Source organism: Desulfovibrio sp. MES5 (genome assembly GCF_002237645.1).
Classification (GTDB): Bacteria; Desulfobacterota; Desulfovibrionia; order Desulfovibrionales; family Desulfovibrionaceae; genus Desulfovibrio.
On sequence record NZ_MJUZ01000001.1, the window covers coordinates 61,793 to 81,644 of the forward strand.

At 56.1% G+C, this 19,852-nt stretch carries 15 protein-coding genes; 3 read left to right on the plus strand and 12 right to left on the minus strand.

Annotated elements, in window-relative coordinates:
* Positions 1-54 precede the first annotated feature (54 nt).
* Positions 55-1,491, plus strand: a complete 1,437-nt coding sequence (locus tag BCS36_RS00265) for a DnaA/Hda family protein (RefSeq protein ID WP_291300931.1) — start codon at positions 55-57, stop codon at positions 1,489-1,491.
* 454 nt (positions 1,492-1,945) lie between these two features.
* Here the strand turns inward: BCS36_RS00265 and hybD are convergent, their stop codons facing one another.
* The 6 genes from hybD to BCS36_RS00295 form a co-directional block, all read right to left on the minus strand.
* Positions 1,946-2,470: a HyaD/HybD family hydrogenase maturation endopeptidase gene (gene hybD / locus BCS36_RS00270; protein ID WP_291300932.1), complete on the minus strand. Its 525-nt coding sequence runs from the start codon at positions 2,468-2,470 to the stop codon at positions 1,946-1,948.
* Positions 2,471-2,559: 89 nt separating this feature from the next.
* Entirely contained in the window at positions 2,560-3,264 is a 705-nt protein-coding gene (gene cybH, locus BCS36_RS00275) for a Ni/Fe-hydrogenase, b-type cytochrome subunit (RefSeq protein WP_179981223.1), read from the minus strand.
* Positions 3,265-3,317: 53 nt separating this feature from the next.
* Positions 3,318-5,132 (minus strand): nickel-dependent hydrogenase large subunit, encoded by a 1,815-nt coding sequence (locus BCS36_RS00280; RefSeq protein WP_291300933.1) that lies wholly within the window; start codon positions 5,130-5,132, stop codon positions 3,318-3,320.
* A gap of 11 nt (positions 5,133-5,143) precedes the next feature.
* A complete protein-coding gene (locus BCS36_RS00285; RefSeq protein ID WP_291300934.1) occupies positions 5,144-6,250 on the minus strand; it encodes a hydrogenase small subunit in 1,107 nt (368 codons plus the stop codon).
* 334 nt (positions 6,251-6,584) lie between these two features.
* A complete protein-coding gene (locus BCS36_RS00290; protein ID WP_291300935.1) occupies positions 6,585-8,186 on the minus strand; it encodes a (Fe-S)-binding protein in 1,602 nt (533 codons plus the stop codon).
* Positions 8,187-8,199: 13 nt separating this feature from the next.
* A complete protein-coding gene (locus tag BCS36_RS00295; protein WP_291300936.1) occupies positions 8,200-9,054 on the minus strand; it encodes a respiratory nitrate reductase subunit gamma in 855 nt (284 codons plus the stop codon).
* A gap of 961 nt (positions 9,055-10,015) precedes the next feature.
* On the opposite strand from BCS36_RS00295, the gene BCS36_RS00300 reads away from it, so the two are divergent.
* Both BCS36_RS00300 and BCS36_RS00305 read left to right on the plus strand, forming a co-directional pair.
* The gene (locus BCS36_RS00300) at positions 10,016-10,282 is read left to right on the plus strand and encodes a transposase (RefSeq protein WP_291300937.1); all 267 of its coding nucleotides are present in this window, start codon (positions 10,016-10,018) and stop codon (positions 10,280-10,282) included.
* Positions 10,276-11,058, plus strand: coding sequence for an IS3 family transposase (locus BCS36_RS00305; RefSeq protein ID WP_291300967.1), 783 nt, complete (start codon positions 10,276-10,278; stop codon positions 11,056-11,058). Before BCS36_RS00300 ends, BCS36_RS00305 begins: the two co-directional genes overlap by 7 nt.
* A gap of 79 nt (positions 11,059-11,137) precedes the next feature.
* On the opposite strand, the gene BCS36_RS00310 is transcribed toward BCS36_RS00305, so the two are convergent.
* From BCS36_RS00310 to BCS36_RS00335, 6 genes are all read right to left on the minus strand, one after another.
* Positions 11,138-12,412 carry a DVU_1553 family AMP-dependent CoA ligase gene (locus tag BCS36_RS00310; RefSeq protein ID WP_291300938.1) on the minus strand — a complete coding sequence of 425 codons (1,275 nt, stop codon included), beginning with the start codon at positions 12,410-12,412 and terminating at the stop codon, positions 11,138-11,140.
* Positions 12,412-12,813 (minus strand): C-GCAxxG-C-C family protein, encoded by a 402-nt coding sequence (locus tag BCS36_RS00315; RefSeq protein ID WP_291300939.1) that lies wholly within the window; start codon positions 12,811-12,813, stop codon positions 12,412-12,414. The genes BCS36_RS00310 and BCS36_RS00315 overlap by 1 nt, the downstream gene beginning before the upstream one ends.
* 38 nt (positions 12,814-12,851) lie before the next feature.
* Positions 12,852-13,040, minus strand: coding sequence for a DVU_1557 family redox protein (locus tag BCS36_RS00320; protein ID WP_291300940.1), 189 nt, complete (start codon positions 13,038-13,040; stop codon positions 12,852-12,854).
* A gap of 15 nt (positions 13,041-13,055) precedes the next feature.
* A complete protein-coding gene (locus BCS36_RS00325; protein ID WP_291300941.1) occupies positions 13,056-15,311 on the minus strand; it encodes a pyridine nucleotide-disulfide oxidoreductase/dicluster-binding protein in 2,256 nt (751 codons plus the stop codon).
* 124 nt (positions 15,312-15,435) lie between these two features.
* Positions 15,436-16,542: an NAD(P)-dependent alcohol dehydrogenase gene (locus BCS36_RS00330; protein ID WP_291300942.1), complete on the minus strand. Its 1,107-nt coding sequence runs from the start codon at positions 16,540-16,542 to the stop codon at positions 15,436-15,438.
* 115 nt (positions 16,543-16,657) lie between these two features.
* A complete protein-coding gene (locus tag BCS36_RS00335) occupies positions 16,658-19,483 on the minus strand; it encodes a molybdopterin cofactor-binding domain-containing protein (RefSeq protein ID WP_291300943.1) in 2,826 nt (941 codons plus the stop codon).
* Positions 19,484-19,852: the final 369 nt, after the last annotated feature.

The following is a 19,852-nucleotide window of genomic DNA, read 5'->3' on the forward strand; positions in this document are numbered from 1 at the left end:
AACTGCCAGTATTCATCAATTGCCCGCCAACCTCCTTTTACGCTACAAGGCCTCATGCGAGAAAAATGGGCTGAAATTTCTGAAAATCTCAAAAAAATGCTTAAATCCGGGCTTTTCAAAGTCTGGATTGCTCCTTTGCATGCCAGCGTTGACGAAAAAGGGTTGCACCTTGTGGCCCCCAATTCCTATGTGGCCAGCAGGCTGGAAAGCATGATGCTAACGACCTTGAAAGAGGCCGCTGCTCCAGTATTGGGCCTTGAACCGGGACAGGTCAGCGTGCGCATCACGGCTGCCGGTCAAGAGGCTGAAGCGCCTGCCCAGGAGTCCAAGGCTTCTGCGGCCAAACCGCAGGCTGCGCTGGCGACGCCCGAGGTCCGGCATGAACCTTCTGCGGCGGCAACGCCTGTCTTGCAGCAGGCCTCACTTCCCCTTGTTGCTCCAGCCATATTTCGCAACACGCAGAACTGGCGCTATTCCTTCGCTGATTTTGTTGTAGGCCCCACCAATAATATGGCCGTGGCCGCAGCGCAGGACGTCAGCCGCAGGCATGGCTGTGTTCGCACCCTGTTTGTAAATTCCGCATCCGGGCTTGGCAAAACACACCTTGCTCAGGCAGTGGGCCGCGCCATCAACGAAGAGGGCGGCAATGCTCGCGTGGGCTACCTCACCGCCGAGGAATTTGCCTCGCGCTTTGTCACCGCACTGCGCGCTCAGGACATTGAAGGCTTTAAAGCCCGTTTTCGCGAACTTGACGTGCTGCTTATGGAGGACGTGCACTTTTTCCAGGGTAAGGAAAAAATGCAGGACATGGCCCTGGCCGTCGTCAAAAACCTTCAGGCCAAGGGCGGCCGCGCCATATTCACATCGTCCTTTTCGCCGCGCGAGTTGCAGCGTGTGGACAGCCAGCTTGTATCGCACTTCTGTTCGGGCATTTTGACAGACATGGGCCGTCCCACCAAGGACATGCGCTGCGACATCCTTGGGCAGAAGGCCAGAAGTTTTCAGGTGCTTTTGCCGGACTCGGTTTGTGAACTGCTTGCCAGCCGCCTCAATGGCGATGTGCGCCAGATGGAATCCTGTCTCAACAGCCTTATTTTCAAGGCGCGTCTGCTCAACTGCGGCCTGAATCTTGATCTGGCCATGGAAGTGCTGAGCCAGTACGCGGACGTCGCTTGCGGCCCGGATTTCTCCATCATAGTGCGCCTTGTTTGCGAGAGTTACGGTCTCAACGAGCGTCAGCTGGCCTCCAAGTCGCGCCGCAAGGAATGCGTAACTGGCCGCAATACAGCTTTTTATCTGGCCCGTAAGCATACGGAAATGACCCTGGAAGAGATTGGCGAAAAATTCAATCGTCGTCACTCCACTGTCATCAAGGGCATTACCTCACTGGAACGCGAGCTTTCCAAACAGTCCACCGAGGGGCGGCGTATTGCCCGCGCGGTGTCGCTGATTGAGCGCAATGCCGGTCTTGCCAGCGCACGCGCCATGTAGCCACGTATAACGTGGCCACGCCTCTTAAAAATTGCGGCCCGTTCCAAAAGGAGCGGGCCGTTTTTTTACGGGTTTAGCCAGTTGACGCGTTAAGGCGCGAAGCAAAAGACCACCTGCATGACAGGTGGTCTTTTGCTTGTGAATGCAGCATGTCAGGAAACCGTGTCGCTGGTAATATATACGAACAACATATACTCGCAACGTGTGAGAATGCCGCTGCTGGGCTAAAAAGCCCGGGCAGGCTCTGCTGCGCCTTTTGACAGTGCGCTCCAAGCCGCACGAACAAGCAATAAGGGTTTTAGGGGGTGGGGGCGTGGGGGAGGAGACCCTTTTGCAAAAGGGTCTCCTCCCCCACAAAGCATTTCAACAAGTGCATCAACAAGCGTACCAGCATTGCGATAAGCGCGCCGCCGCCCCCACAAACCATTCCAAAGTAACATTGCTCAACTGCGCCCTACTGGAGCAAGGCATCCAGCGCGGAGGCCGACAGGCGGCGCGGGTCATTCCGTCGGACGGGCTCAACCCCCCAGCGCCGCAGAATTTCCAGCGCCATGTCTTCCCCTTTGTTCAGGCATTGGGCCACAGCGGGCGAAAGGGGCGCGCCCAGCGTCATGGCCGCAGGCTGCGCACCAATAAGGGCGCAGTGGTCGGGCATGTTGCCGCGCAGCGTGGCAAGACCGAGAACTTCAGAAAAACTGTTCTGATGCGGGCCGATCTTTTGGGCAGTGAGATAGGCGGGCACCTGATCCCGCAGCACCATCTGCCCCGGTTCCAGGCCAAAATCCACAGCATCCAGCACCAGCAGCTTGTCCGCACGTTCAACGTGGGTCAGCAGGGTTTGCCCCTGGGTGCCGCCATCAACTATGTCCACATGGTCGGGGAAGTCCCAGTGAGAATAGAGGTTTTGCGCCAGCCTGACGCCGTAGCCTTCGTCGCCATAGAGAATATTGCCCAGTCCGATGATTACTACCGCTTCCATGAAGTGTCCTGTTACGGTGCAGGTTGTGCCTGCAAGCAGAGGGCGGCCCCACTCGTGCGGGACCGCCCTGGTATATGGTCTTAAAGGGCTTAAGGCTTGCGCCGCTCCCTGTAGCCGCTGAACATGCCGGAAACCAGGGTGGTTTTGCCCATGATTTCTTCGCGTATGACCATGTAGATATGCACGGTCACAAAGGTGACCAGCAGCAACATGCCAAGGCGGTGCAGGCTGCGCAGCTCCTGGTCATTGCCGCCGATCCAGTAGGCGAAGTCCAGCACAAAGAGGAAGGGCCTGAAAAAGGCCTGATGGCTGCTTTCAGCGTACATGCCAAGGCCTGTAAGCATGATGACAAGCATGAAGACCATGCCCACGGCCATTCCGGCCTGGGCAAGGGGGTTGTGCCCGATATAGGCGCGTGGTTCCTTATCCAGAAAAAGGTACCAGCGTATGTCGTGCCACAGTTCGTTCCACCAGGTTTTGCGCCAGACCGGCAGGATGATCAGCTCGCGCGAGTAGCGGTTGCCGAAAAGGCCGTAGATGTAGCGCAGTACAGTGGATATGATGAGCACAAAGCCCGCGATGAAGTGCGCCATGCGGGTATAGCCCATGTAAAAGGTGTCGTAGGCGGAGGTGCCTGCCACGGAAAGCCAGGGTTTGCCAATGATATAACCCGTGACAATGAGCACGCACACGCAGATGACCATGACCCAGTGCCAGATGCGGATGGGCAGCTGGTACACATATATGCTCTTGCCCAAAGGCATTTCAGGCGGATTTTCTTTCATCTCGCTCATGATGGTTCTCCTACGCTTGGGGCGCTTGTGCGCCGGGGCGTCAAAGGGCGAAGCTACATGCCCCGATCCATGCGCACAGTGAGCAGGTCTTTGCCGTCAGGCCCGATAATGTGGGTCGAGCAGGCCAGGCACGGGTCAAAGCTGTGGAGCGTGCGCAGGATTTCCAGAGGTTGTTCCGGAATATCCATATGCGTGTTCATAAGCGAGGCCTCGTAGGCGCTCAGCTGGCCGTCGGGGCTGCGGGGCGCGCCATTCCAGGTGGTGGGCACCACGCACTGATAGTTTTCGATCTTTCTGTCCTTGATCTTGACCCAGTGGCCAAGCGCGCCGCGCGGAGCTTCAGTAAAGCCCACGCCCCGCAGTTCGGTGGCGGGCCAGGTTTCGGGCTTCCACTTGGCGGTATTGGCAGTGGTGCGTATGCCGTTCTTGAGGTTGGCAATAAGCCTGTCATAGAAATAGCGCATTTTTTCCGCAGACCAGGCCAGCTCCAGAGAGCGGGCGGCGATGCGGCCCAGGGTGGACTGCAGCACGGTGACGGGCACGCCGCCCGCACGGCCCAGAAAGTCGTCAACCAGGCCCTTGATTTCGTCATTCTTGCGGGCGTAGCCGATGAGCATACGGGCCAGAGGGCCGACTTCCATCTGGTGTCCGCGCCACAGGGGCGTCTTGAGCCAGGAGTAGCGGTCTCTTTCGTCCACCTGCTTGAGGTCAGTGGGCGTTCCCTTGATGTTGGGGCCGGGGTTGTAGTGCGGCTCGGTGATGCCTTCCCAGGGATGCAGGCCGGTCTTGCCCGCAGGATAGGTCTTGTACCAAGAGTGGTTGACCGTCTCCTGAATTTCTTCGGGATTGGTGAGGTTTACGGGAAAAACCTGATCAAAGTTGCCGTTGATGATGGCCCCTGGGGGCAAAAGCAGACTTTTATCTGTGTAATCATTGGCAATGCTGGGGATGCCGCCGTAAGCCAGTACCGAGAGCTTGGACAGCCCGCCGCCGATATTGAGCCAGTCGCCATAGAAGCTGGCCAGGGCCAGCGTGTCGGGAATCACCACCTGCTGGGCAAAGGTGCGGCAGCGTTCGATGACCTGCAGGATGAAATCCAGGCGTTCCTGATTGATGACGTCGGCAGCGCCCACGCCGTCAATGTTGAGCGAGCAGGGCACGCCGCCCACCAGCCAGTTGGGATGCGGGTTTTTGCCGCCGAAGATGGTGTGAATGTGCACCACGTCCTTCTGGAAATCCAGAGCTTCAATATAGTGGGCCACAACCATCAGGTTGGCTTCGGGCGGGAGCTTGTAGGCAGGGTGTCCCCAGTAGCCGTTGGTAAAGATGCCGAGCTGATCGGAATTGATGAGCTTGAGCAGCTTGTCCTTGACGGATTTGAAGTAGCCCGGCGAAGAGTTGGGCCAGGGCGACAGTTTTTGCGCCAGCTCCGAGGTTGCCTTGGGATCGGCGGTGGAGGCCGAAACCACGTCCACCCAGTCCAGACCGGTCAGATGGTACAGGTGCACCAGGTGGTCATGGTACATGAGGCAGAGCTGCATGAGGTTGCGGATGATATTGGCGTTATCGGGGATATCAATGCCCAGGGCGTTTTCAACGGCATGTACGGAAGCCAGGGCGTGGGTGCCCGTGCACACGCCGCAGATGCGCTCGGTAAAGGCCCATGCGTCGCGCGGGTCGCGGCCTTTAAGGATGATTTCTATGCCGCGGAAGATGGTGCCGCAGGAAACGGCATTGGTGATGACGTTGTCGTCATTGATGTTCACCTCGCAGCGCAAATGCCCTTCAATGCGGGTCACAGGGTCCACAACGAGGCGGCGGCCCGCGTCAACAACAGTATATCCTTGCGTATTGTATTCGTAGGACATGGGTGCGTTCCTTAGCTCTTGCTGGTGTCGTCGTTAGCTTCCGGGGTTTTTTTCTTGTCGCAGCAGGCATGGCGAACCATGGTCGCCGCGCCGTGAATGGCCACGCCTGCCGCCACGCCGGCCACTGCGGCAACACCCACGGTTTCGGCCGTGGAGTTGGTGCCCATGTGCGGGATGGTGGTGATGCGGTCATAGAAGGACTGCTGATCCCAGAAGTTCTGTTCCGAGCAGCCGATGCAGCCGTGCCCGGACTGGATGGGGAAGGAAACGCCGTTGTTCCAGCGGGTGGAAGGGCAGGCATTGTACGTGGTGGGCCCTTTGCAGCCCATTTTGTACAGGCACAGGCCGGAACGCGCGCCCTCGTCGTCCCACGACTCAACAAACTGCCCGGCGTCGAAGTGGGCGCGGCGGTAGCACTGGTCATGCACGCGCACGCCATAGAACATTTCGGGCCGCCCCTGTGAATCAAGGCTCGGCAGGCGGTCATAGGTGATGATGTAGGTCAGGATGGAACTCATGACCTCAGGAATGGCCGGGCAGCCGGGAACCTTGATCTGCGGTTTGTTGGGAAAAAGCTTGTGCAGGGGGGTGGCGCCGGTTGGATTGGGCGAGGCCGCCTGCACGCAGCCCCACGATGCGCACGTGCCCCAGGCCACAACGGCCTTGGCATGCTCCACACCCTGTTTGAGCTTTTCGTAAAAGGGCTTGCCGCCGTCAATGCAGTACATGCCCTGTCCGTTCAGAGGCACATTGCCTTCAAGGGCCAGAATATACTGCCCCTTGTATTTTTCGATGGCCTGCTCGTAGGCGGCGTTGGCCTGGTCGCCAGCGGCCGCCATGATGGTATCCTGGTAGTCCAGAGCGATCATTGAAAGGATGATGTCCGCCGCAAGAGGGTGGGCGGTGCGCAAAAAAGATTCGGTGCAGCAGGAACAGGAGAGTCCGTTGATCCAGAGCACCGGCAGACGAGGTTTGGTGGAAAGGGCCTGGGCAATGGCCAGATCCGCGCCGGGGCCAAGCCCCATGGCAACGGCGGTGATCGCGCAGAATTTCATAAAATCTCTGCGGCTTACGCCCTTATTTCGCAAAACCTCGGCGGTTGTTTCAAGACGAGCCATAGTTACCTCAACGCTTGCTGGTTGGAAGTGAGCCGTGAGGGTGCGTTATGCAGCAAAGGAGGGAAGCAGTCCGGCTTCCCCAGACCATAAAAGCTACTGTTAAGGTTATAGTTCCACTTGCCCAAAGGCAAGAGAAAAATGATTTTGCAGACTTGCGACCTTAATGACAGTTTTTGCCAAAGAGTATGCCGCGATAAATAAGTAAGTATTTAGCTGTATATAGATAAAGCTATTTAGTGCGGGCTGTTGTTTGCGGCGTAAAAAAAGGGGGGCCAACGCCCCCCTCTGATCAGCACAGGCAAGCGTGGCTGCCTGTCGCGAATCCTTTCAATTATTACTCAGCGCCTTCTTCACCTTCAAACTTGATGAATCCGGGTTCCACGTTGGTCATGGCGTTGACAATCAGTTCCACCAGACCGCCATAGGCGAAGTTGTTCTTGGTGTACAGATCATTGTGCTCAAGGATTTCGCGAATCTGGCCCTTGCAGTTGGAGCAGGGGGCGCAGATGTACTTGCGAGTTTCGGGGCCAAGGCAATCCTTGAAGGCTTCGCTGATCTGCCACATCTTTTTGCGGCCGGAGATGTTGCCGCGCCATTGCTCGATGTTGTTGCGGGTCATGATGGCAAAGCCGGAACCGCCGCCGCAGCAGTAGTTGTCCACACCGTGGTGGGGCATTTCACGGAACTGGGGCGCGATTTTGCGGATGATTTCGCGCTGGGGCTCAACAATGCCCATGAGGCGCACCACGTTGCAGGGGTCGTGCAGGGTCACGGGAAAGTCATTGCGCGAGGGGTCAAGCTTGAGGCGACCGCTCATGACGATGTCACGCAGGGTGACGTAGCAGCTTTCGCGCGGAACCTGGTATTCAAAAGGAATAACGCGGTCGGCAATAACCGTAAGGGCTTTGTGGGCATGGCCGCACTCGCCGATGACGATTTTTTTCACGCCAAGTTCCTTGGCGGCCATCATGTGTTGCAGGGCGATACGGGCGGTCTGCGCGTCGTCGTAGAATACGCCGTAGTTCACGCCGTCATAGGCAAGAGCCTTGCTGGAAAGCGTCCATGAAAGGCCCGCTTCCTGAAAGATGAGGGAGAAGGAAGCGATGTTTTCAGGCCAGGCCATGATTTCACCGGCATTGTGCAGCAGCATGATGTCCGCGCCCTGCACGTCAAAGGGCGTGTGGATGCCCACGCCGGTGATTTCTGTGTAGTCTTCATCAATGAATTCGACGTTTTCTTTCACCACTTCGGACGTCATGCCCGTGGAAGAACCGGCCTTCATGTGATTCATGGTGCCGCGGTCGTGCAGTTCGCGGGGGTAGATGCCCAGTTCCTGGCTGAACAGCTTGCGGATCTCGCGGGCCAGCAGGCCGTTGTCAACGCCGATGGGACAGGTCTGGGCGCAGCGGCGGCACAGGTTGCAGCGGTAGGCCAGTTCGCCCAGACGCGCCACGGTCTTCCAGTTCAGGTTCATGTCGCCGTAGCGCCATTTTGCCAGAGGTTCCTTCTTCACATACTGCTTGTAGATGCGGCGGAAGATTTCGGAACGGAAGTTGGGGCGGTACATTTCGTTCTCGCCCGACATTTCATAGAGATGGCAGGCTTCAGAGCAGGAGTTGCACTGGGCGCAGTAGTCCATGCTGGTTTCAAGCATGGGCAGGAAGGTCCAGTTGTTTTCCTTGGTGAACAGCTTGCGCATGCCGTCGAGGAACTTGTTGACCAGCTCTTCCTCTTCTTCACGGTTCTTGGGCTTGGGGATGTTCAGCACACAGACTTCATCAAGAATACAGGCCGTGTTTTCCTTCTGCTCATCGGTGAAGGGTTTCCAGGGCATGGTATGCATATCCACAGCCAGATCGGGGATTTCCTTCAGGTCAATGCTGACCATCTGCCCGTCGACGGTGGAAACGTCAGTCAAACGGAGGTTGTCTTTCATGTCTGGACTCTCCCTAGTCTTCTTTCTTTTCTGTGGGGTTGGTCGTGGCGACGTCTACCCAGCTCTTGGGGGCGCCATCACCTGAAATATGCTTGGCCGACCAGGTCACATTGAACTTGAGGGCCTCAAGGATTTTCTGCTTGTTCTTCTCGCTGCAGCTGGTGGGCTCATCGCCCCAGCGGATGTCATGATAGGTGAAGTACTTCATGAAAACGTGCCCCATGTGCGTCATGGGAATCCAGATGAGCAGGAAGAAGCCCACCAGCAATTGCAGGCTGAACAGCATGCTGGTCTGCGGGGCGAAGTTGAGGGTGATCAGGTTGTAAATAAAGGTGCGGGCCAGTTCGAAATACGAGGGAGAGAAGGCCCAGGCGGCCAGGCCAAGAAGGCCGAAAACGATGAAAATGATCAGGTTGAAGTAATGCTCGGGCGTGCTGTAGCGGCGCAGGCCGTCATCGTTGCGGCGCCTTTCGATAAGGCCGATGCCGCCAATGATGATGCACAGCGTGCCGACAAGCACCATGGCATTGATGACGTTGCCCACAAAGATCATCACTCCGCCCTGCGGGTTCAGGCCGAAAAGCTGGGCAAAAGCAGCGCAAAGCACGACTATCGTGCCGCCCATGAGCATGTACATGCCCACATGGAAGGGATACGAGCGCACCCACAACTTGATGTTGTGTTCAAATGTGGCATGCAGAAAAAGCACTTCAGTGAGCAGTGCCTTGATGTCGCCCCAATGTGAAATGTGGCGCGGCTTGGTCCACCAGTCCTTTTCTTCCATAAAGCTGCCGCCGTAGACGGTTTTGCTGCCTTCATGCGGGACGGGGTAAAGTTCCCAGCGCACATGCAACGGGCTGGCGGCCATATAGGACCTGATTTTCAAGTATGCCATGCAAATAAAGCCGGCTACCGCCAAATAGCCCAAGATGTAAAACAAAATGGTCATGCGTTTTCTCCCGTAGGGTCAAGATGCCGCTGAAACGTGGGTTCGACGGGCCCGGCCCAGCCGTGCGCCGCTAAAAGCCCGGCATGCGTCTGCTTGCCTGCAACCTCTCCTTAAAAGGTACCGGGTATGCGATTATGGCGGACAGCCTCTGTTGAGAACTGATCACAATAAGCCATGAAGTCAAGTTTCCCGGTGGCACTCCTGATACCTTAAATCAAAAAAAATGCAAAGATTTCATAAGGATTGATCATGACAATTTTAATCAAGATTAAGATAATTTTATTTAAGTAAATCAACAAGATTAAGCCCAAAATTTTGTTTTAGGCAAGCAGAAATTTTTTTTTCTGTGGCAAGAGTAAAAGCAGCAATTGCGGATGCTGTCTGACTGCTGAAATAGTACTAAAAAACTATGAAATAAGTTGAATGAATGATCAATCCATGTAAATTGCCTGCCAATAGAGTCGGTTAAAGAGACGGGGTTAACCAAGCACTATGATAAGAAAAGACAGTAGACAATAATAACCAATGTTTTCTTTTGCTTGGCAAAATGGCCCTACAATGATGGTAAGCGGTAGGCAGGATGTCCAGCCGGGATTGGGGAGCCTTTGTTGGTTGCTTGAGAGGCAGATCAAGAAGCGTCACGCAAGCGTGACGCTCAAAGGGGGGCTGGCGTAGTGCCCGGACTTCATGCGCAGCACGGGCAGGGGAACGGAAGAGGTTGGGGCAGAACAGGTGTGGCGGCCAGACTGGAGGGCTGGGCGTAGGGTACAAGGGAGCGGCGCGAGGAGGTTCAAGAAGGAATCAGGGTGGTGGCTGTATACTGCCCCCCATTAACAAGGCAGCCCTGTTAAGGTAGTTTTCTTCAAGCTCTGGAGGAAACATGAAACGCCGTATCTGGGACAGCAAAAGTAAAGCCCGCATCGTGCTTGAAGGCTTGCAGGGGCGCTCTGTGGCAAGCCTTTGCAGTGAATATCAAATCACTCAGAGCATGTACTACCGCTGGCGAGATACGTTTTTGGCCAATGCCGCCCAGGCATTCGAAGCCGGCACGACCAACCGCCGAGAAGAACGCCTTTCGGCAGAGAACCAAAAGCTTAAGCAAGCCGTTGGCGAGTTGACGCTGGAATTAAAAAAAACCGACTGGTAAGCGGGAGGCGTCGAACCGCCCAGGTTCAGCTTCAGCGCGATGCCGAGCTCTTGCCGTTGATCGAAGCCCTTAAAATGGAGCATCCTTTTTGGGGCTACCGCCGCGTGTGGGCTACCCTTCGGCATAAAAACGGCATGAACGTCAACGCCAAACGGGTGGGACGCTTAATGCATCTGCATGGACTGGGAGTTAGGAGAGCAGTTTTGCGGGCAAAGCGCACTCCCACTGGAAGCAAAACGCGTGCTGTTCGGCCCTGCCAATGGTGGGACGTCGATATGACCAAGGTCATGACGGAAAGTGGCTGGGTGTATGTTGTACTGGTAGTGGACTGGTTTTCTAAAAAGATCGTCGGCCACCATGCTGCCTACCAAAGTCGAAGTCACGAGTGGCTACAAGCCTTGGAAATGGGCATTCAAGCGCACTTTCCCGAAGGCGTCCGAGAACAGGGTTTGAGCCTGATGAGTGATAACGGCTGCCAACCAACGGGAAAGGCTTTTGTACGTGAGTGCGCGATACTAGGCATCTCACAGGCATTCACTAGCTATAACAATCCCAAAGGAAACGCGGATACTGAACGGACAATGCGCACGATTAAGGAAGAACTTTTCTGGCTGCATGAATGGCGCAGCCTTGAGCACTTGGTCGACGCACTTTCCAGCTGGATAGAAATCTTTAATACCACATACCTGTACTCGGCGCTTGGCTGGAAGACCCCGAAATGCGTGCATCAGCAGGCTGGTAAAAAACGGAAGGATACTCCCTTAAAGGCCGCTTGATTCATGGGGGGCATTACAAGCGCACTGCCAGGAGTTCTCTGAGTGTTATTAATTTTTCGTTTTTTTGAGTTCTCGACTCTTACACGGCGTGATTGCGCTGGATAACCCTTTTGGCCGGAGAAAGAGGCAGACACGTGTTCTGATGCAGTGTGAAGGGCTTGGGAATAGCCCCGCATTCTTCAAGGGCATCCCGGACTTTCTGAAAGCTGGCGTCGGGCCTCGTACAGACTGAAAGCTCAAGGGTAAAATCATCACGCAGAACTGCTGTATAATCCAGAACTTCCGGCAGAGCGAACAGGATTTCATCCAGCATATGAATGGACAATCTGCCGCCGCCGGAAAAATGCAGATCATTGTCAAAGCGTCCCGCGATGCGGTCAAGCCGGGGCAGGTCACAACCGCAGGGGCACGGGGTGTTCAAAAGGCGGCCCCGGTCGCCCGTACGGTACCGTATAAGCGGCATGGCTTTGCGTCGCAGTGTGGTAATGACCACCTCCCCCCACTGGCCTGGCGGTAAGGCCGCGCCTGTCAGTGGATCTACGATCTCAAGCAGGAGGTCGTCATGTCGCCAGTGGTACCCTTGGCGCGCGCAACATTCCACCCCTCCGCCCAAACCGCTTTCAGTGCTGCCGTAATGAGTGAATACCTCGCTGCCCCACATCCTTTCAATACGGGCAATAATTGAAAGCGGCACATAATCCGCACACAGCAGTACTCTGGTGGGGCGCAGCCCGGGATGCGCATGGGCTACACGCAGAATAGCCACAGGCTGCCCCAAAAGGCAGTCAGGGTGTTCTTTCGGAAGCGCGGGCAAAGCAAAAAAATCAATTTTTTCCGGCTGGCGTGGAAAGCCATGCAGCGCTACCCTAACGCCATCCCGGCCCAGAGCGTTATGGAGCAGGTCTACTGTTCCGCCTTCCGTATTGCCGGGCAGAAGGATATGAACCAACCCACCGGGGCTGACCATATCGCGCATGCCTTGGGCAAAAAAATCCATGCATCGTGCCAGATCGTGTTCGCTAAAAAAAATTCTTTTGTGGCGTCCGCTGGTGCCGGATGTGGCGAGTGTAATGATACGGGCCACTTCCCCTTGTGAGACGCAGACAAGGCTTGCAGGCGCATGGCGCAAGTGTTCCGCTGTGGTGAAGGGCAGCCGGGGCAGATCCTCTGTCGTTTTCAAGTCGCAGCCCTGAATGTGACGCAGCGTTTGCCTGTAGTGCGGAGCTCGTTGCGCCCAGGCAATCTGCTCACGCAGTCTGTCCATCTGCCAACGTGCAAGACTTTGCGGCGACAGTGCGCCTCCAAGTCCGGTGGAGCGGGCCACAAGTTCTCGAACCGAGGAAGTGCGCATCATCAGGACTCAAACCCAAATTCCGCCAGAATTTCTCTGACAGCCTGCCATGTCTCTACAACCAGGGGCATGCATATGTCCGGCCGCAATACGCCCCCCGTGATTTCCATACAGGTTTGGCCTGAAAATTTTTCGCGACTGATTTGATCGTACCATTCCAGCAGTTGTGGAATCATCAGCGGAGCATTCCGGGGGCCTCCCACGAGAGCCAAAACCTGGGCAGCGGACGTAATGCAGCCACATGCCTCCCCTGCGTACATACCCTGGCACAGGCCGGATGCCGCCGCCACCATAGAAGGATTTTCTTCATCACGTAAACGCAGGCCCATAGTCACGATGGCCTGGCTGCAGCATAGACCTTCCTGAAGAAGCGCCTGTATGTCCTTTGCATCACTGTCGCTCATATGGCGTTGTCTCCCATATTGTTTTTGGCCCGAGTGCCTCATTTGTCCTCAAGAAGCTGTTCAACGGGGATCATGCGGTCGCGGACGAGATTCTCCGGCAGGTATACCATGCCGCATTTCGGACATCGCGGAACCTCAGCCGAAAACGTATGCTTAAGGTAGCTGAAGTTGGTTTTTACCATCTGCAGCGGCAAGTTGCAGCTATGGCACAAAAGCTTGTCAGACATGAACGCTCCCTGGTCTTACAGGCTGTCTTCAATGGTCATGCGGTGGTTGTACACGTTATAGACAATAATAGCGCCGTCTTGCGTGCCGTATTCCACCCAGCAGGTCGTCAGTCCCAATGATTTGTGTCCTGTGAAACGGCCTGTAGCGGGATTGAACACTTTTTTTCCGGTACGTTCACAGTAATCGATCACCTGGGCCACTTCTTCTTCAAGAATGAGCAGCCATTGCATTTTTTCCTTGAGCTGTTGGGTAAAGGTTATTTGCATGTCTGGGCCGCCTTGTGGCTGTGGGGTACGGGGCTGCCCCCCTATATTTTCATAGTAATTTCTGAGCCATATCCTGTTGCGACGCCGTTCGCTGATTGTGGGCGGTCTGCGGAAAGGGGAGTTGCCCGTGAAGAGCAGGTCGAGAATATGCCTGCAGGGCTTGCCGCTTAAGGCAAAACTATCGCGACAGTTGGTGCAGTAAGTGATGTATTCCCGCTCAGCCAATGCGGCCCGCTGCGCTGCGACTTCACGCACGAATTCCGGCCTGACGGCATGTACCTGCCCGCCGAATCCGCAACAGCGGGCCAGCGGGCCGCCTACAGGAAGTTCGTGCACCGTAAGTCCCATTTGCACGACCAGCTCTCTGATATCCTTTTGCAAACCGGGATCATCGCGGCTGGAGCAGGGGTCATACACGGATATATCATGCCCCCTGCAAGGCTGATCGCTGCTGCGCGGCAGGTCTGGCATACCGGCTAACAGCTGAAAAAGAGAAATGCTCCGTGCCTCAGGAAAATAGCGTGAAAATGTTTTACGGCAGGTAGGGCATGCCAGCACCAACTGGGGCTTGCCAAGGCTGAGCCAGGTTTCGCGCACTAAATCCAGAGCCGTATCGCGGAGACTTTCGTTGCCCGCCCATTCGGCAGGGACGCCACAACAGCCCAGCAACAGAGCCGTGCGGGGGTATCGCGTCAGCAGAGCCGTACAGCTTGCCGTGACATAGGCCGGGTCTGAAGCGCCAAGCTGGCAGCCAGGGAAAAACAGATACTCAACCGAATGGCCGGTATATGGCTTGTACAACAGAGCCGCAGGGCCATTGGAAAACTCCATATCCCTGAGCCAGAAATCATGATAGGCCGGGGGCAGAGCCTTATCCAGGTGAAGGCTGCGCCGCGCTTCCAGAAGGCACTGCTCCATATCCACATTCTCCGGGCAGACTTTTTTGCAAAGACCGCATTGGAGACAGGAATTCAGCATCTTCATCCCCACGCGCTGGGTGATGTTTTCTCTGGGCCCCATAGAAGATATGGTATCCTGCACCATTTTAGGGGGATAGGAGCGGAAAGTCTGCATCAGATCGCACTGGTCATGACACAGGGAACAGTTGCAGCGCAGACAGCGCAGGCTTTCGGCCTGCACCGCCTCGGGGCAGGTTTCTCCTTCTTCCATAGCTGTAGGCGCAAACGGCAGGGGCATCTGGTAAAAAGCCTGGCGTACCTGGGGCTTCATATAGGTTTCAGGCATGCCGTCCATAGCTCCGCCCTGAAGAAATTTTTCAATGGAATAGGAAGCGCGGATGCCGTGTTCAATGGCCTCGATGGGATTACAGCCCAATATTTCTCCCCCCACGAAAATTCCTGTTTGCGCAGACCCCAGTGAATTGACGTCAAGACCTTCAAGCAAACCGAAATCTTCCCCCCCCTTGCCTGTAGCCACATATGTGGCGTCGGCCTTCAGTGAGTCCAGTCTCTTTACCTCCGTGGAAAAATGCATACTGCACTCCACCTCTGAAAACTGCCCGGCGATTTCCTTCAGGTAAACTTCTTCGGGCATGCGATGGCGCAGGCTCCCTCCTGGCTGTTCTTCCCTGTCATACAGCAGAACGCCGTAATTGCGCGAAGCCAGCTTCAGGGCGCAGCTCAACCCGCTCAGCCCGGCGCCGATCACTGCCACGGTGTACGGCTTGGCAGGAACATTGAAAGAAATGGGAGCGGCGTTTTTTGTATGCGCCACACAGGCTGCCTCGACGGACCTGAGCAGAATTTCCTGCCCAGCGCCGCGCCGCACGCAGGCTTCGCGGCAGGGTTCATGACAGATGGCGCTGACGATGGCAGGAAAAAGCACATGATTGCGGTAAAGCCTGTAGGCGCTGGTAAAGTTTTTTTTCTGCACCTTGTCCATAACTGCCCGAACATCCACGCCAAGCGGGCAGGCGCAGGAACAGGGGGGAGGGCAGTCGCGGAAACAGGCCTGCGAAAAAGCCTTGAAATTTTCTATGCTCATAAGCGCCGTCCGTTTGGCATGGCGAAAATACAGGGGGCACGTTGTGTCTGTGGCGCTCCGCGCCCTCCGCAAACCTTCGGAGGGCCTTGCCGGGAGTCGCGTCCGGCCGGAGCAGCCTTTTTGGTCAGGACATTTTGACAACGGCCTTTATGGCGCGGCCTTTTTCGCTGTCTTCAATGGCCTGGTTGATTTGCTCAAAGGGATAGAAGGTAATCAGCTTGTCCAGAGGAAAGCGTCCCTGATGGAACAGGGCTATAAGTCTGGGCAAAAAGCGTTTGGGCACGCAGTTGCCTTCAACGGCGCCCATGATGGTTTTGCCCTGGTTCATAAAGGTCACGGCATCCAGATTGATGCGTGTGCCTTGCGGCGAAGCGCCCACGATGACGGCCTTGCCCCTGATGTCCAGACAGTCCACCTGGGCATTGAGCAGGGCTTCCCTGGCTGTGGTGTCGAGGCTGTAGTTCACGCCCCTGCCGCCGGTGGCCTCGCGCACTGCAGTGACCAGATCGTCAACCTTGGCGCTGTTGATGGTGTGCGTGGCGCCCAGCTCTTTCGCAAGGGCGAGCCTTTGCTCATTACGGTCCACGGCCACTATGACAGTGGCGCCGCACACCCGGGCAGCCATCACCGCGCTGAGGCCGACAGACCCAGTGCCGAAAACCGCCACGCTATCTCCTGGACGGGCGCGCATGACATTCATGACCGCACCGGCCCCCGTCTGTATGCCGCAGCCAAGCGGGCCGAGACAGTCCATATTTTCCGTGGTCTCTAGCTTTACAAGATTGTCCGGGCGGGTAAGGGCGTATGTGGCGAAAGAGGACTGCCCGAAAAAGTGGCTGTGAATTTCTTCATGCCCGTTGCGGAGCGCGGTGCTGCCGTCCAGTCTCCGGGAGGCGAAGTTGTAATCCCAATAGTGATGGCACAGGCCGGACGCGGCGTCCAGGCAGGTGGGGCAAACGCCACAGGAACTATAGGATATGATGACAGGGTCGCCAGGGGCGAAGCCGCTTACGCTCTGGCCGATTTTTTCAACAAACCCTGCTCCTTCGTGTCCCAGCACAACAGGCTGCGGTACGGGATACACCTGATCGCGCATGGCCATGTCAGTGTGGCATACGCCGCAACTGGTCACTCTGACGAGCACCTCATTGTCGCGCGGTTCTTCAATGTCCAGTTGCTCGAAGCTCAGGGGATGCTGGGGGGCGCGGCAGACGGCGGCAGTGATTTTCATTGCTGTGTCCTCGTGGTAAAAGGTGAAGACTGCGAAGCGACCATTTTGGCAAAAAGATGTTATTCACACCGCTGTCTGGTCCCCGCCGAAGCACGGCGGGAACCAGACAGAGCCTTTACACCGGGTTTTCGGCGATATCGTCCAGGGCGTCGTAAAGGTCAGAGCCAAGAAAGTACTTTTTGGGCTTGAGGGACTTTCCCGCAGCCTTGGCTTCCAGCGCGGCCTTGACTTTTTCAGGCCGTGCCGGGAGCTCATAGATGCGCACCCCTGTTGCGTCATAGATGGCATTTATGACCGCCATATGGCTGGATGACTGGAAAAGCTCGGAGCAGCCCGAAGAGCCGAAGGGGCCGTCGGCACGCGGCGTTTCAAGGAACATAAGCTCCATATTGTCGGGGATGTCCTTGATGTAGGGAACGCCCGCCCCGGCAAGCGTCGCGTGGCGCTTGAAGTCGGAGTAGTCCTCGGAAAGGGCGTAACCGATGGTGTGGGACAGGCCGCCATAGCCCTGTCCCTCCACAGCCAGCAGATTGCCGATCTTGCCCACGTCGCCGGCGCAGCGCATGCTGAGCACTGTGGTCTTGCCCGTTTCCACCTCCACCTCCACCTCGGCGAGGAAAACGCCGTAGGTCAGGGCCTGTGTTGGATCACCTACCCCCGTATTGGGGTCGAGAGCACTGAGGCCGGTGCCGGTGACGTCAAATACGCCCACATATTTTACGGGAATGTTATCCGCCAGCATCTCCGCGTAGCTTCTGTAGCTGCCATCCGGCTTGCGCATGGCGGAAAGCAGCTGATTGGCCGCGTGGATAGTGGCATTGCCCACCATATAGTGCAGGCGGCTGCCTGCGGCGATGCCAGAATCCGGGCAGACATGGCTGTCGTTCTGCACCAGAGTTATCTGGCCGGGAGCAAGCCCCAGAGGTTTCAAAGCCTCGTGCGTATGGGTGAGCGTGCCGATATCGCCGCCCTGCCCCTGGTCCTCCCACGTATTATAATGGGTAACAGTGCCATCAGGGTTCAGTTCCAGCGCCACCTCGCAGTGGTCGTGGGGGCCGAGGGTGCAGGAGAATCCGCCGCACACAAGACCGACGCCGCGTTTTCTGCTTTCGGTGCTGCACGTCCTGGCATCTTCAATGGCCTTGTCGTAGTAGGGCTTGATCATATCCATGAGCGTCTGCATGGGATATTCCCTGAAAGGCACGCTGTTTATGTTCAGGTCGCCTTCACGGGCTATGTTTTTGTATCTGAATGCAAAGCGGTCCATCCCCATTTTTTCGGCCAGCATATCCACAAGCGCTTCGGAGCAGGTGTATGCCTGCGGCGAACCAAAGCCCCGGTAGGCAGTGCCGTAATTATGGTTGCTGTGCGCTATGCGGCACAGGCCCGACACATTGGGAATCGCGTAAGGGAAGCCCATAAAGCGGGCCACTTTTTCGATGATATGATCCGACACCTCGGTGTAGGGGCCGTGGTCTATGCCGGTATCGAATTCCAGCGCGGTGAGCAGGCCGTTTTCATCACAGGCCATGCGTCCATTGGTGTACGAGGCTGTGCGTTTGCCGCTGAAATGCTGGTGTTCTTCATAGGACATGGTAAGCGTGAGGGGATTGTCCACAAGCATCAGGCAGGCCCCCATTATGGCGTAACTGCCGGGGGACGCGGCCCAGCCAAAGCTGGCTCCCGTGGGGTTTTCAATGATGCGCACGCGCTCCACATCCATGCCGATGCCGCCGGCAATGCCCGCCCGGTGCCAGCCCACGGCCTGGGTCTTGCAATGAATGGTCAGGTTGCCTTCCGTATCCCAGTAGCCCTGGAGGGTGTCGCCCTCAATACTCAGGTGGGGTTCGCGCTGACTGTGAAAACTTCCTTCCACTGAGCAGAATGCTTCATCAATGGCGTCTTCGGCTCTTTGCCCTTTGAGTACAGGCTGCATCAGGTAAGTGTTTGGGCCGGTGTGGATACGCAGGGCGTCGGGGGCAACGGCGTCCAGAAAGCTGAGGTATTCAGGCAGCGGCTCAATTTCCACCTTGACGGCTTTGGCGGCTTCGCGGGCTTTTTTTTCTGTAGCGGCGATGACCACGGCCACCACGTCGCCGTAGCGGAAGATTTTTTCATCGGCGATAATCGGGCGTTCCGTACCCGGCTCAGTGGAGCGCGGATGCACGACCGGAACTACAATGCGGTTGGTCCCCTTAATGTCTTTGGCGGTTACAATCTTGACTACGCCATCCATTTTTTCTGCCGCAGAAGTGTCAATGGCGATGATTTTGGCATGGGAGGCCACCTTGGGCTGCACAATGGCGAGGTGCAGGGTGCTGTCGGGCATCTTCAGCTTGATGTCGTCGCCGTAGTCGCACAGGCCAGTGACCTTGGCCAGGGCCGCCGGGCGGGGATATCTACTCCCGTAGATGGATGCGCCCTCTTCTTCACGATACGTGATGTCCTCAATGGCGGCCTCGCCGCGCATGACCCTGGCTGCGGCCATTACCGCGTCCACCAGAGGCTTGTAGCCAGTACAACGGCAAAGGTTGCGGTGTTTCTGAAACCAGTCGCGAACTTCTTCACGCGAAGGGTCGGGATTTTTATCCAGAAGCCCCTTGGCGGAAACAATGAAGCCGGGCGAACAAAAACCACACTGAACACCGCCGTAGGTTATCCAGGCCTGCTGGAGCGGGTGCAGACATGTGGGCGTGCCAATGCCCTCAATGGTTTCAATTACACTGAACTCTTTGACGTTTTTCATCTTGCGTATGCATGAACGGATGACTTCGCCGTTCAATATGACAGAGCACGCGCCGCACTGACCTGCCTTACAGCCGATCTTGGTTCCTGTGAGGCCAAGCCTGCGCAGCATGTCCGCCAGAGAGTCCTTTTCTGGATCACAAACAACCATGCGCCGTGCGCCATTGATGGTTAAAAAGAGTCTTGCAAGTTTCATATGGCCTGTCCCTGTTATGGTTGGAGCAGATTGTTGGCTTATACGGCCCGGGTTGACGTGGATTCTGCCGCGTCGCGCCAGCTCCGCATGAGGAAGTCAGATGGGGATGAACCCGTTTGACACGACCATAGGTTGCAATAACATTGCCAATTTGCATGTATTGGCGCTAATTATATGTAACATGCAGTTTTTATAGGGAGTAATTTGTTTTTATGGTTGTTTTAGTAAAAAATATTTTTGCCTTATTGACTGTTTGTGGTATGCCAAATTATGCTGTTTTACATGAAACGACGCATCTATGTTGCAAAATGCAACATAGAACTAGTGTAATTTATTTAAAATTTTTTAAATAATGCATCATGCAACATG